Consider the following 11,896-nt stretch of genomic DNA (forward strand, 5'->3'; position numbering starts at 1 on the left):
GGATAGGCCGGTGCGACCCGGCGGACCCGAGCCACCGTGCCGCCATCCTTGAACCCGTCCGCGGGGGGCGTACGAACAGCCGCCGGCGAAGCGACAAGGACGGTGACGGGATCGTCTCGACGGTCATGTCAGTTGCTCAGCAAAACAGCGGCTTCGACCATGAGGTCTCGGCGGGCCTCGCCACAGGCATACGCCCAGCCCAGCCCGCCCGGGGTTCGGCGCCTGGCGTGTCCGTCCCGGTCGATCAGAATCACGGCACGCCGCCGGGGGTTCGCGCTTCGGCCCTGGCGCGACGATGGCTCTCTCCCTCAAGCAGGGCGCGCCCCTCTATACTATGGCGTTTTCTCGTCAACCTGGAGTCTGTCCATGGCGCACAGCGCAGTCAAGAAGGTGGTATTGGCCTATTCGGGGGGGCTCGATACCTCGGTGATCCTCCGGTGGTTGCAGGAGGAGTATGGTTGCGAGGTCGTGACCTTCACCGCCGATATCGGCCAGGGCGAGGAGCTGGCGCCGGCGCGGGCCAAGGCCGAGGCGGCCGGGGTCAAGGAGATCTATATCGAGGATCTGCGCGAAGAGTTCGTCCGCGACTTCGTCTTCCCGATGTTCCGCGCGAATGCGCTCTACGAGGGCGAATACCTGCTCGGAACCTCGATCGCGCGGCCGCTGATCGCCAAACGCCTGGTCGAGATCGCCGTCGAGACCGGCGCCGATGCGATCTCGCACGGCGCAACCGGCAAAGGCAACGATCAGGTGCGCTTCGAGCTGACCGCTTACGCGCTGAAGCCGGACATCCAGATCATCGCCCCCTGGCGCGAATGGGACCTGCTGTCGCGCGAGAAGCTACTGGCCTATGCCGAGCGGCACGGCATCCCGGTCGAGATGAAGCGCGACGGCACCAAGTCGCCGTACTCGATGGACGCGAACCTGCTGCACATCTCCTACGAAGGCTATGATCTCGAGGATCCCTGGTGCGAACCGGGCAGCGACATGTGGCGGTGGACGGTGCCGCCGGAACAGGCACCGGATCGCGCGACCTACGTCGAACTGACCTTCGCCTGCGGCGATTGCGTCGCGCTCGACGGCCAGGCGATGGCGCCGGCCGAGCTACTGGCGGAACTCAACCGCATCGGCGGCGAAAACGGGGTCGGCCGCGCCGACATCGTCGAGAACCGCTATGTCGGCATGAAATCGCGCGGGTGCTACGAGACCCCCGGTGGCACCATCCTGCTGAAGGCGCATCGCGCGATGGAATCGCTGACGCTCGATCGCGAGGCGGCGCACCTGAAGGATACGTTGATGCCGCGCTATGCCGAGCTCGTCTACAACGGTTACTGGTTCTCGCCGGAGCGACAGATGCTCCAGGCCGCGATCGACCAGACCCAGGCCGTCGTCAACGGCGTGGTCCGGCTCAAACTTTACAAGGGCAACGTGCTGGTCGTCGGCCGCAAATCCGACACCAACAGCCTATTCGATGCGTCGATCGCAACCTTCGAGGAGGATGCCGGCGCTTACGACCAGGGCGACGCGACCGGTTTCATCCGGCTCAATGCGTTGCGACTGCGGGTCGCCGGGCGCCGGCGCTAGCGCACGAACCAGGATCGGCCGGGGCCGTCCGTGAGCGGGCGAGGCATCAGCTCCCGGCCGGTTGGGACGAATGGCACGATGCCGCTGGCTCCCCGGTCATCGACCGGGCGTGCTGATCCGCCGGCTTCGCGGACAGGTGCATCAGGGGGGTCGCCGCGGTCCAAACACCGAAAGCGATCAAGAGCCAACCCAGTGTCCGCCGATGCCTGTTGAGCCAGTCCCCGCCCCGGCCCGAGGCCCACGACAGACCGATCATCGCCGGGGCCGTGCCCAACCCGAACACGGCCATGAAAAGTGCGCCACTGGCGGCACCACCGGTGCCGGCCGCGGCGGCCAGCATCCCGTAGACCAGACCACAGGGCAGCCAGCCCCAAAGGGCACCGACCGCGAGCGCCTGCCCGGCGTGTCGCGGCGGCAGGAATCGCCGCGTGATGGGCGCCAATAGCCGCCAGAGACGTGCCCCGGCCGCTTCCAATGGCGCAAGCAGACGCATCCGCATGGCCACCTGCAGGCCGAGCAGGATCAGCACCAGGCCCATCACCAACCGCAGCCAGGGTCCCAGACCCATGGCGCCCGCCAGTCCGGCACCGATGCCCCCGGCGATCGCGCCGGCCAGTGCATAGCTGGCAATCCGTCCGACGCTGTAGGCGATCGCGAACAGTGAGCCACCGGTCATGCCGAGGGCACCGGCGAGCCCGCCGCACATCCCCAGACAATGCACGCTCCCGAGAAGACCACCGAGCAGTGCCGCGAGCAGGGACGCGTCGATCGCCATCAACCGGCACCACCCTCACGGCCTTGTTCGGAGCCGGTCGGCGCCGGGTCGACGCCACCGACTGGCGGCGGCCGGGTGTCGTCATCGAGCAGGATTCGCCACGCCGGGCTATCGAGATCGTCGAACTGCCCGTTGTTGACCGCCCACAGGAAGGCCCAGGCCGCGCCGACGACGATCATCACCCCCATCGGGATCATCAGGTACAGGATGCTCATGCGCCGGCACCGTCCGCGACCAGGTCGGGTGCCCTGTTGCGCGTCGGCCGTGGCGCCCCTGACAGGCGCAGCGCGTTCAGCACGACCAAGAGCGAACTGGCCGACATCCCGAGCGCGGCGATCCAGGGCGTGACGAGCCCCGCCGCCGCCAGCGGCAGCATCGTCAGATTGTAGGCCGCGGCCCAGGCGAGATTCTGGCGCACGATCCGTAGCGTCCGGCGCGCGTGGACGACGCCCGTGGCGAGCGGGCTCAGCGCCTCGCCTAGTAGCACGAGATCCGCACTCGTCTGTGCCAGCGGCGTGCCGCCGGCCAGCGCGACCGAGACATCGGCACCGGCCAGCACCGGTGCGTCATTGACGCCATCCCCGACCATCGCCACCCGGGCGCCGGCCCGCTGCCGCGCGCGCAACAGGGCCAGTTTGTCCTCCGGCGCCAGTCCGCCGTGCCAGCGATCGAGCCCGACCGCCGCCGCGATCGGCGCGACGGCCGCGGCACGGTCGCCGCTCGCGATCTCGATCGAGAGCCCCAGCCGTTTCAACTCGTCGACCGCGGCGCGGCTGCCGGCCCGCACCTGGTCGGCCAAGCGGATGATGCCGGCGACACCCCGATCATCGACCAGATAGACCAGGGTCTCATCGCCGCCGGCTGCTGGCTCCGGCGTGTCGCGCGCCAGCCCGAGCGCCCAATCCGGTCGACCCAGGCGCCAACGGCGACCCAGCACCTCCCCCTCGATACCGAGCCCCGGCACGACCTGGACGTCCCGCGCCGTCTCGATCGGCGCAGCGACCGTGAAGGCCCGCGCGATCGGATGCTCGGACAGGGTTTCCAGCGCCGCGGCGACCCCGAACACCTGCTCCTCGTCGAGCTCGCCGCACGCGGTGACATCGGTGATCCGAGGCCGGCCGTGCGTCAGCGTGCCGGTCTTGTCGAAGAGGAGATGATCGACCCGCGCCAGGGCCTCGATGGCCCCGCCGCGGGTGACCAAGAGGCCCTGGCGGGCCAGAAACCCGGTCGCCGCCGTCAAGGCCGCCGGGGTCGCGATCGACAGCGCGCAGGGACAGGTCGCAACCAGCACGGCCAAGGTCACCTCGAAGGCGCGCGCCGGATCCAGTTGATGCCAGACGAACCAGGTCGCGGCCGCGGCCAGCAGCACGCCGAACACGAACCAGCGCGCGACGCGATCCGCGCTCACCGCGAGCGGCGGCCGCTCCGATTGAGCGCGATCGAGCAGCCGCCCGATCGCCGAGACCATGGTCTCGGCCCCGGTGCGCTGCACCTCCAGCTCGAGCGGATCGCCGAGATTCAGGCTCCCGGCCCAGGCCGATTCGCCAGCCGCACGTTCACGCGCCCGAGCCTCGCCGGTCAGCATGGATTCGTCGAGCCGAGCCGGGCCGCGCAAGCGGCCATCGGCCGGAAGGGTCTCGCCGTGGCGCACCGACAGCCGGTCGCCAGGCACGAGCTCGCGCAGCGCGACCGTCTCCCAATCGCCCTGCACACTGCGCCGCCGCGCCGAGGCCGGCAGCAGCCGGGCCAAGGCCTCGTGCGTATCGCCGGCACGATAGCGTGCACCGGCCTCGAGGTAGCGCCCCAGCAGCAGGAAGAAGGTGAACATGGTCACCGACTCGAAATAGACCGGGCCCGCACCGATCAGCGTATGCCACGCACTCGCGAGCCAGCCACCGCCGATCGCCAGCGCGACCGGCACATCCATGCCTGGACGGCCGCCGCGCAGGTCTCGCCACGCGCCGACATAGAAGGGATAGGCGGCGTAGAGGGCGACCGGCGTCGCGACCAACAGGCTGACCCAACGGAGCAGGTGTTCGAGCCCCGGCTCCATGTCCTGGAAGGCCCCGAACCAGAGCGCGACCGCATACATCATCACTTGCATCATGCCGAGACCGGCCACGCCGAGACGGCGCAGCGCGGCGCGTCGTTCGCGCTGGACGGCCTCGGCAAGGCCGGCCGCGCCCGGATGCGGTCGGTACCCCAGTTGGGCGAGCGCGCCGAGCGCCGCGCTGAGCGGCAAGGTCCGTGGATCCCAGACGAGCCGCGCACGGGCCGATGACGGGTTGACACGGATCTCGCACACGCCGGGCACCTGTTCCAGGCGGCGCTCGATCAACCAGCTGCAGGCCGCACAGCGCAAGCCTTCGACGAAGATGGTGCAGGCCCGCAACCCGTCGCCGATCGGCGCGCTGACCGCATCGAGCTGATCCGGACGGTCGAACGGCTGCCAAGACTGATCGGGGCGATCACCCGCAACCAATTCGAACGGCCGCTCCGCCGGGAGCCTGCGGTACTGGTAATAGCCAGTCAGACCCGCGTCCCGGATCAGTTCGGCAACGGCCTGACAGCCCGGGCAGCAGACCCGGCGCCGCTGCCCATCGATCTCGACGCACCAGGGCTCGGTACCGGTCAGCGCCTCACCACAATGGAAGCAGCCTTCCGTCATGGCGGGTCGGCGTAAGCGGGTGGGACCAGCACGAGCGAGCGCGAGCCAGTCAGCTCGCCCGACAAACGCCAGACACGGTCACCCGGATAGAGTTGGACGTACCAACGCCCCTCGGGCGGTTCCAGCTCAGCGCTCCAGCCATCCGGCACCCGGGTCAGGGGCAGGACTCGATCGCGCTCCTCGATCAGCGGGTGGGACAACCGCAGTTCCAGCGCCTCGGGCTGGACCGTTTCCGGGTACAGATGGACCTGGACCAGCCCCGCCGCCGCGACGATCCGAATCTCCGCGCGCAGACCGAGGGCCGCCGCAGCCTGATCGCGCTCGAGGCGTTTCTCGATCGCGCGCGCGATGCGCGAGTAATCGTCGACGACGAGCGGATTCGGGGAACTGAGCGCAAGCCACAGGGTAGCCAGACCGCCGACCACCGCGACGGCCGGCGGCGCGATCAGGAACCAGGGCCAGAATTGCCGGTACCAGGGCGTCGTCTCGGCGGGTTCCGCGGCGTTCGATCTCATCGCAATCTTTCCCCCTCAGCGTGCACCCGGACCCACGAATGGCGCCCGCCGCTCGATGCGGGCCGGCACCTCACCACTCGCCTCCACGGTCAGCGTGACCTCGACGATGTCCGACGCCAGCGCCGATGAGGGTGCCTGCAAGCGCAGAGGCACCCGCAGGACCTGACCCGGCCCCGAGACCAGGGGCTGGGGCCGATCGAGATCGACCACCAAGCCGTCGATGCCGTGCGCCGCGATCCGGTACTGGCGTTCGACCTCGGTCTTGTTGACGAACGTCAGCGTGTAGACATTCTCGATCAGGCCGCCTGCTCGCTCGCGGTACAGCGTATTGCGATCGCGAATCACATCGACGATCAGCGTGCTGCGGTTCGCGACGGCGGCACCGAAGCCGATCAGCAAGGCAAGCAGCAGTGCACCATAGATCAGCACGCGCGCACGCCAGACCCGGCTCGGTCGCTGTTCCTCCATCGCATGATGGGTCGAGTAACGGACGAGACCGCGCGGATAGTGCATCCGATCCATCACGCCGTTGCAGACGTCGACACAGGCGGCGCAGGCGATACACTCGATCTGCAAGCCCTCGCGGATGTCGATCCCGGTCGGACACACCTGCACGCACAGATGACAATCGATGCAGTCGCCCAACGGCGACGTCTGGCGGTCGAGATCCATCTTGCGCGGACCGCGTGGCTCACCGCGACGCGCATCGTAGGAGATGATCAGCGTGTCCTTGTCGAACATCGCGCTCTGGAAACGCGCGTAGGGACACATGTATTTACAGACCTGCTCGCGCAGGAATCCGGCATTGCCGTAGGTCGCAAAGCCGTAAAAGAGGATCCAGAAGGTCTCCCAAGCGCCAGTCGAGAAGGTCAGGACCTTGTGACCGAGCTCCAGCGTCGGCGTGAAATAGGCCACGAAGGTGAAGCCGGTCCAAAGCGAGAAGCCGATCCACAGGACTTGTTTCGTGCCCTTGCGGGCGAGCTTTTCGAGGGTCCAGGGGCCCTCGTCGAGCTTACGCCGCCGCCCATGGCGACCCTCGGTGATCCGCTCCATCCACAGGAAGGCCTCGGTCCACACGGTCTGTGGGCAGGCATAGCCGCACCACAGGCGCCCGGCGATCGCCGTGACGAAGAAGAGCATCAACGCGGCCATGATCAACAGCCACGCCATGAAGAAGAAGTCCTGCGGCCAGAAGGTCAGGCCGAAGATGTAGAACTTGCGCGCCGGCAAATCGAACAGGACGGCCTGGCGGCCATCCCAGCTCATCCAGGGCAGCAGGTAATAGAGGCCGAGCAGCAACCAGACGGCGAGCCACCGCAATGACGCGTAGCGCCCCTGGACCTCGCGCGGATAGATCTTCTCGTGCGCGACATAAAGAGACTGCGCAGCCCGCCCGGCGTCCTCGCCACCCCGCCGCGGGCGCGCGGTCCGCCCCCTCTTGACCGGCCCGCGCCGTGGACGGGACCTCACGAGGGATCACCGCGACGCGCATCGGGCCTTTCGCGGTAAGCTGCGGCGGTCGGGTCCTTGGGTTCGGTCCGGATCAACCAGATGACGAAGGCCGCCGTGCTCGCGGTCAGCAACCAGAAGCCACAGAAGCCGATGCCGTAGCCGGCCTTGCGGCTGATCTCCCAGCCGGGTGCCGTGGTGCCGGACAGCAGCTCCGGGTCGACCATCGCGAAGAACACGACGAAAGCGGCCGTCGCCATCAGAAAGGAGACCCACAACGCATAAGCGATATCCCGGCGCCGCCGCGGCCAGGGTCGTGCCCGCTGGGGCTGGTCCTCCGACACTCGGCCGCGGCGGATCGGTTTCATGGCGACCCGCTAATCGGTGACCTGACCGGACAGACGCATGACATAGGCCGCCATCAGCCGCGTCTGCTGTTCACCGAGGATCGGCAACTGGGCCGGCATCTGGTTCTGGCGACCGCGGCTGACTGTCTCCTCGATGCGCGGCCGATCGGAGCCATAAAGCCAGTCCTCGTTGGTCAGGTTCGGCGCCCCGACCGCGCTCATCCCGGTGCCATCGGGCCCATGGCAGGCGCTGCAGATGGCCCAGAAGGGGGCAGCGGCCGCGGCCATCTCGGGATCGTGATCGAGGCCGGCGAGCCCGCGCACGTACTCGACCATCCGCACGACCCCCTCTTCGCCGCCGATCACCGATCCCATTGGCGGCATGATGCCGGCTCGCCCGTCGCGAATGCTGGTCAGGATCGAGCGCTCGTCCCCGCCCCAGAGCCAATCGTCATCGGTGAGATTCGGAAAACCGGGCGCACCACGGCCATCGGAGCCGTGGCACTGAGCACAGCGGTTGGCGAAGATGTTGGCGGCCGCCGCCATCGCATCCGGATCGCGCGCGAGTTCCGGGATCGACAGATCGTCGAAGCGCGCGAAAAAGACCCGCTGGCGTTCCTCGATCCGCACGCGTTCTTCTTCGTACTGACCCGTCTGACTCCAGCCGAGGAGCCCCGGGAAATTGCCGAGCCCCGGGTACAGCGCCAGATAGACCACGGCGAAGACCACGGTCAGATAAAACAACCACAGCCACCAACGCGGCAATGGGTTGTTGTACTCCTCGAGGTCGCCATCCCAGACGTGCCCGGTCGTACCGGAGGCCACCTCGTCGGGGTCGATCTTCGAGGTCCAACGCAGCAGCCACACGGCAGCGATGATGTTGCCCACCGTCAGAACGATGATCCATCCGCTCCAGAAACTGCTCATCGCAAGCCTCCTTTGTTCGAATCGTCATCGGAATCCCGTTCGTCCTCTTGCAGGGGCAGATTTGCCGCCTCGTCGAAGTCTTTTTTCCGCCGACCGCTCCAGGCCCAAACGACGACACCGACGAAGGCGGCCATCAGCAGCAGGGTCCAGAGCCCATGCCAGTCGCTGCCAGCCATGACTAGCGACCTCGCTCGAGATTGGTCCCAAGCCCTTGCAGATAGGCAATCAGGGCATCGATTTCCATCTTGCCGGAGGTCGCCGCCTGGGCGCCGGCGATATCCTCATCGGTATAGGGATGGCCAAGCCGCCGCAAGGCCCGCATCCGCCGTTCGACCGTGCGCGGATCGACCTCGCGCGTCGCGAGCCACGGGTAGGCCGGCATGTTCGATTCCGGCACCAGTTGACGCGGATCGATCAGGTGCAACCGGTGCCACTTGTCGCTGTAGAGACCACCGACCCGCGCGAGGTCCGGCCCGGTGCGTTTGGACCCGAACTGGAAGGGCCGATCGTAGACCGATTCTCCAGCCAACGAATAATGGCCGTAGCGCTCCGTCTCGACACGAAACGGCCGGATCATCTGCGAGTGGCAGCCGAAGCAGCCCTCGCGAATGTAGATGTCCCGGCCGGCCAATTCGAGCGGCGGATAGGGTTCGATCCCAGGAGCCGGATCGCGGACCTGCGCATCGAAGATCAGCGGGACTATCTGGACCAGCGTGCCGACGCTGATCACGAGGAGAATCAGGACCGCCATCAGGCCGACCTTCTTCTCGACGAAGTCGTGCTTCACGGCTGTGACCTCCTCAGTGTGCCGGGGCCATGACCGGCACCTCGGCCGGTTTCGCACCACGGATGGTTCGCCAGGTGTTCCAGACCATGATCAGCATGCCGGACAGGAACAGGACGCCACCGAGGAGCCGCACCCAGTAGAAGGGATAGGTGCGCGCAACGGTCTCGATGAAGGTGTAGGTCAGGGTTCCATCCTCGTTGATCGCGCGCCACATCAGGCCCTGCATGACGCCGGCCATCCACATCGAGACGATGTAGAGCACGACCCCGATGGTCGCGACCCAGAAATGCAGGTCGATCGCCTTGACGCTGTGCATCTCGGCCTTGCCGAACAGCCGCGGCACGAGCATGTAGACGCAGCCGATCGAGATCATCGCCACCCAACCGAGCGCCCCGGCATGGACATGACCGATGGTCCAGTCGGTGTAGTGCGATAGTGCATTGACCGTCTTGATGGCCATCATCGGCCCTTCGAACGTCGCCATGCCATAGAAGGATAGCGATACGATCAGGAACTTCAGGATCGGATCGGTGCGCAGCTTGTGCCAGGCACCGGACAAGGTCATGATGCCGTTGATCATGCCGCCCCAGGACGGAGCCAACAGCATCAGCGAGAACACCATGCCGAGGGTCTGGACCCAGTCCGGCAGCGTCGTGTAGTGAAGGTGGTGCGGGCCGGCCCACATGTAGAGGGAAATCAGCGCCCAGAAGTGTACGACGGACAGCCGATACGAATAGATCGGGCGGCCAACCTGTTTCGGGACGAAGTAGTACATCATGCCGAGGAAGCCGGCGGTCAGGAAGAAGCCGACCGCGTTGTGACCGTACCACCACTGAACCATCGCATCGACGACGCCCGAATAGACGGGATACGAATGCGTCAAGCTCGTCGGCAGCGCCAGGCTGTTGACGATGTGCAGCACCGCGACGGTCAGGATGAAGGCCCCGAAGAACCAGTTCGCGACATAGATGTGTTTGACGCGCCGGGTCGCGATCGTGCCGAAGAACACGATGGCATAGGCCACCCAGACCAGAGCAATCAGCACATCGATCGGCCAGATCAGTTCGGCGTATTCCTTGCTTTGGGTCAGCCCCAGCGGCAAGGTGATCGCTGCCAGCAGGATCACCAGTTGCCAACCCCAGAAGGTGAAGGCCGCCAAGGGGCCACCGTACAGGCGCACATGGCAGGTGCGCTGGACCACATAGTAGGAGGTCGCGAACAGGGCGCTGCCGCCGAACGCGAAGATCACCGCGTTGGTGTGCAGGGGTCGCAGGCGGCCGTAACTGAGCCAGGGAATGTCGAAGGTCAGGGTCGGCCACATCAGCAGGGCGGCGATGATGACGCCGACCAGCATGCCGATCACGCCCCAGACGATGGTCATGATCGTGAACTGGCGGACGACGGTGTCGTTATAGGCCGCGGCAGTCGTCATGATACTCCACCCCACTGTAGGTTGGACGAAGGCCCGTCCTCTCGACCGCGGCCCTGACGGACTCAGCGCCACCCAAAACGGGCCATCCGGTTCTCCGTGCGGTCCATGCCAGCGCCAGAGAGGCTCAGTTTACTCCGTCCCAATGATGCCGGACCCTGCCGCCGGTCAACACAAAGGTGGGTTCCGGCCCCCCGAGGAGGACCCGCAAAGAGTCCGACGCGGGCGCCATCAGCTGCTCGGAGATAACCGTGCAGCGTCGGCCGCTCTGGCGGAACGGCAAGGACCGCCATAAAGGGGTGCCGCGGCTTCGAGATAAGGGGTCAAAGTCGGCCCCTTTGGCGTCGCCGACCCGCGACGGCCTCAAGTGCCGGCGCCGTCGGGTTGCGCTGCCCGCGCAACGCCAATAACCTTGCATCGTCGCAAGGGTATTCGGCCCGTCCGCGCGCCTGAGCCACTGTCTGGGGAGAAATCAATGAAGCAACGCCTGAAGCAGCTGTTCGTCCTCTTCACCGGCCTGAGCCTGATGTTCGCCGGCACCATGAGTGTCGCGCACACCGGACTGGTCGACAGCGCCACGCTGATGCAGATGGAAGACCGAGCCGAGACCATCGCCGACATCCGCGAGATCCTCTCGAAAGAGGCACTGGCCGAACAGATGGAGCGCATGGGCGTGGATCCGGCACAGGTGTCCGAGCGCATCGCCCAACTCACCAACGAGGAGCTGGCCACGCTGCAAGCCCAACTGCACGACCTGCCCGCCGGCGGGGACCTGCTGGCGGTGATCGGCCTCGTGTTCGTCGTGCTGCTGATTCTCGAGCTGGTGGGGGTCATCGATATCTTCCGCGCCATCTGATGTGGCAGGCGACCCGAGCCGGTCGTGGGGCGCCCTAGGCTGCGTGCTCGCCTGCCTGGCGCTCGCCGTGACCGGCTGCGCCCGCACACCGCTGATCAGTGAACACCTGCCCGACCGCGACGCCCCAAGCAACGTCGAACTCCACGAGGTCGCGTTCTTTCCACAGGACGACTTTCAATGCGGCCCCGCCGCACTGGCCACGGTACTGGCTTGGAGCGGACAGGCAGTCACTCCGGAGGAACTGGTTCCGCGCGTCTACCTGCCGGCGCGTCAAGGCAGCCTGCAGCCGGAAATCCGCGCGACGGCCCGCTACTACGATCGCCTCGCCTACGAACTGGACCCGCGGCTGACCGCGTTACTGACCGAACTCGCCGCCGGCCACCCGGTGCTGGTGCTGCAGAATCTCGGTATCTGGCGCTGGCCGGTTTGGCATTACGCGGTGGTCGTCGGCTTCGATGCCGAACGGCAGCAGGTCATCCTGCGCTCCGGTACCACCGAACGCCAAGTCTTGTCCGCCCGCCGCTTCCTGATGTCGTGGGCACGCGCCGACGCGTGGGCA

The 11,896-nt window shown here is 66.9% G+C and carries 13 protein-coding genes; 3 read left to right on the forward strand and 10 right to left on the reverse strand.

All coding sequences use genetic code 11. From position 1 onward, the window contains the following. Positions 1-366 precede the first annotated feature (366 nt). Positions 367-1,584, forward strand: a complete 1,218-nt coding sequence (locus ABC977_RS15805) for an argininosuccinate synthase (protein WP_369668242.1) — start codon at positions 367-369, stop codon at positions 1,582-1,584. A 46-nt stretch (positions 1,585-1,630) separates the two neighbouring features. Here ABC977_RS15805 and ABC977_RS15810 read toward each other — a convergent pair whose 3' ends face one another. Genes ABC977_RS15810 through ccoN form a run of 10 tightly spaced genes read right to left on the reverse strand, consistent with a single transcriptional unit; the run spans position 1,631 to position 10,484 of the window. Beyond that, positions 1,631-2,359, reverse strand: coding sequence for a sulfite exporter TauE/SafE family protein (locus ABC977_RS15810; protein ID WP_369668243.1), 729 nt, complete (start codon positions 2,357-2,359; stop codon positions 1,631-1,633). Further along, entirely contained in the window at positions 2,359-2,574 is a 216-nt protein-coding gene (ccoS, locus tag ABC977_RS15815) for a cbb3-type cytochrome oxidase assembly protein CcoS (RefSeq protein WP_369668244.1), read from the reverse strand. Before ccoS ends, ABC977_RS15810 begins: the two co-directional genes overlap by 1 nt. Then, the gene (locus tag ABC977_RS15820) at positions 2,571-5,027 is read right to left on the reverse strand and encodes a heavy metal translocating P-type ATPase (protein ID WP_369668245.1); all 2,457 of its coding nucleotides are present in this window, start codon (positions 5,025-5,027) and stop codon (positions 2,571-2,573) included. Before ABC977_RS15820 ends, ccoS begins: the two co-directional genes overlap by 4 nt. Next, positions 5,024-5,542, reverse strand: a complete 519-nt coding sequence (locus ABC977_RS15825; RefSeq protein WP_369668246.1) for a FixH family protein — start codon at positions 5,540-5,542, stop codon at positions 5,024-5,026. The genes ABC977_RS15820 and ABC977_RS15825 overlap by 4 nt, the downstream gene beginning before the upstream one ends. A 15-nt stretch (positions 5,543-5,557) precedes the next feature. Then, on the reverse strand, positions 5,558-7,012 hold the full coding sequence (gene ccoG, locus ABC977_RS15830; protein WP_369668247.1) for a cytochrome c oxidase accessory protein CcoG: 1,455 nt from the start codon (positions 7,010-7,012) through the stop codon (positions 5,558-5,560). Next, entirely contained in the window at positions 7,009-7,359 is a 351-nt protein-coding gene (locus ABC977_RS15835; RefSeq protein WP_369668248.1) for a hypothetical protein, read from the reverse strand. The genes ccoG and ABC977_RS15835 overlap by 4 nt, the downstream gene beginning before the upstream one ends. A 9-nt stretch (positions 7,360-7,368) precedes the next feature. Next, entirely contained in the window at positions 7,369-8,265 is an 897-nt protein-coding gene (ccoP, locus tag ABC977_RS15840; RefSeq protein ID WP_369668249.1) for a cytochrome-c oxidase, cbb3-type subunit III, read from the reverse strand. Next, entirely contained in the window at positions 8,262-8,441 is a 180-nt protein-coding gene (locus tag ABC977_RS15845; protein WP_369668250.1) for a cbb3-type cytochrome oxidase subunit 3, read from the reverse strand. The genes ccoP and ABC977_RS15845 overlap by 4 nt, the downstream gene beginning before the upstream one ends. A gap of 2 nt (positions 8,442-8,443) precedes the next feature. After that, positions 8,444-9,052: a cytochrome-c oxidase, cbb3-type subunit II gene (gene ccoO, locus ABC977_RS15850; RefSeq protein ID WP_369668251.1), complete on the reverse strand. Its 609-nt coding sequence runs from the start codon at positions 9,050-9,052 to the stop codon at positions 8,444-8,446. 13 nt (positions 9,053-9,065) lie between these two features. Next, positions 9,066-10,484 (reverse strand): cytochrome-c oxidase, cbb3-type subunit I, encoded by a 1,419-nt coding sequence (gene ccoN / locus ABC977_RS15855; protein WP_369668252.1) that lies wholly within the window; start codon positions 10,482-10,484, stop codon positions 9,066-9,068. A gap of 472 nt (positions 10,485-10,956) precedes the next feature. Here ccoN and ABC977_RS15860 point away from each other — a divergent pair, with 472 nt between their 5' ends. Next, on the forward strand, positions 10,957-11,337 hold the full coding sequence (locus tag ABC977_RS15860; RefSeq protein WP_369668253.1) for a PA2779 family protein: 381 nt from the start codon (positions 10,957-10,959) through the stop codon (positions 11,335-11,337). A 43-nt stretch (positions 11,338-11,380) separates the two neighbouring features. Continuing rightward, on the forward strand, positions 11,381-11,896 hold a 516-nt coding region (locus tag ABC977_RS15865), incomplete at its 3' end, for a PA2778 family cysteine peptidase (protein WP_369668254.1).

The sequence above is a fragment of the Thioalkalicoccus limnaeus genome, from assembly GCF_041197575.1.
Classification (GTDB): domain Bacteria; phylum Pseudomonadota; class Gammaproteobacteria; order Chromatiales; family Chromatiaceae; genus Thioalkalicoccus; species Thioalkalicoccus limnaeus.

What these genes read in the sequence shown, in the direction of transcription:
- ccoS (WP_369668244.1), bottom strand. Translation starts at nt 2,574, where the DNA reads ATGAGCATCCTGTACCTGATGATCCCGATGGGGGTGATGATCGTCGTC.
- ABC977_RS15835 (WP_369668248.1), bottom strand. Translation starts at nt 7,359, where the DNA reads ATGAAACCGATCCGCCGCGGCCGAGTGTCGGAGGACCAGCCCCAGCGG.
- ccoP (WP_369668249.1), bottom strand. Translation starts at nt 8,265, where the DNA reads ATGAGCAGTTTCTGGAGCGGATGGATCATCGTTCTGACGGTGGGCAAC.
- ABC977_RS15820 (WP_369668245.1), bottom strand. Translation starts at nt 5,027, where the DNA reads ATGACGGAAGGCTGCTTCCATTGTGGTGAGGCGCTGACCGGTACCGAG.
- ABC977_RS15845 (WP_369668250.1), bottom strand. Translation starts at nt 8,441, where the DNA reads ATGGCTGGCAGCGACTGGCATGGGCTCTGGACCCTGCTGCTGATGGCC.
- ccoN (WP_369668252.1), bottom strand. Translation starts at nt 10,484, where the DNA reads ATGACGACTGCCGCGGCCTATAACGACACCGTCGTCCGCCAGTTCACG.
- ABC977_RS15860 (WP_369668253.1), top strand. Translation starts at nt 10,957, where the DNA reads ATGAAGCAACGCCTGAAGCAGCTGTTCGTCCTCTTCACCGGCCTGAGC.
- ABC977_RS15805 (WP_369668242.1), top strand. Translation starts at nt 367, where the DNA reads ATGGCGCACAGCGCAGTCAAGAAGGTGGTATTGGCCTATTCGGGGGGG.
- ABC977_RS15825 (WP_369668246.1), bottom strand. Translation starts at nt 5,542, where the DNA reads ATGAGATCGAACGCCGCGGAACCCGCCGAGACGACGCCCTGGTACCGG.
- ABC977_RS15810 (WP_369668243.1), bottom strand. Translation starts at nt 2,359, where the DNA reads ATGGCGATCGACGCGTCCCTGCTCGCGGCACTGCTCGGTGGTCTTCTC.